Raw genomic sequence first — 546 nt, 5'->3', positions numbered from 1 at the left:
CCTACACGCTGACCGCGACCGGCAAGGATTCCAAGGGCAACGACCTGGCCATCTCGACCGAGATTCAGGGGATGGTCGACTCCGTCGATCTCACCGCCTCCCCGCCGCTGCTCTCGATCGGCGGCCAGACCTACACCACCGACAAGGTCAAGCGCGTGGTGCGCGGCACGACCGGCGGCAGCGGTAGCTAAGAAGTCAAGGCTTCGCTGCATCCTGCCGCTCGGACCCTGAGTTTCGCGAAAGCTGCACGCGCGCCTTGAGCGTCGCGTACGCCACATACATCGCTGTCGTCCCTGCGGAAGCACACGACTTCACCGTCCGCCGCATGCGCACTCGTCAGTTGCGCAATCGGCGTCCACCGCATCTCACCATCTCACCGCAACACTCCTGACGATGCGCAAGCGCCCCTCGATCGGGTGAGACGGGCGAACCATAAACCGAGTTGCACTTCTGATAAAGCGAAATATTTCCGGCGCGATGGATTGACAGGTTTTTGCTGAGTTGCCCGTCGGGTTGAAATGCCGCGGGTGCCACGGCCGCAACGCC

Annotated in this window: 1 protein-coding gene and 1 pseudogene; one reads left to right on the top strand and one right to left on the bottom strand. The window is 62.8% G+C overall.

Annotated elements, in window-relative coordinates:
- Window positions 1–191: pseudogene (locus RX972_RS29185) on the top strand (hypothetical protein); the annotation flags it as partial.
- Between the two features lie 174 nt (window positions 192–365).
- Here RX972_RS29185 and RX972_RS29180 read toward each other — a convergent pair.
- Window positions 366–546: hypothetical protein (locus tag RX972_RS29180; RefSeq protein WP_316880778.1), on the bottom strand; the 181-nt coding region annotated here is incomplete at its 5' end.

Source organism: Pseudomonas syringae group sp. J309-1 (assembly GCF_032582135.1).
Taxonomy (GTDB): Bacteria; Pseudomonadota; Gammaproteobacteria; order Pseudomonadales; family Pseudomonadaceae; genus Aquipseudomonas; species Aquipseudomonas quasicaspiana.
This window is presented reverse-complemented; position numbering and strand designations above follow the sequence as displayed.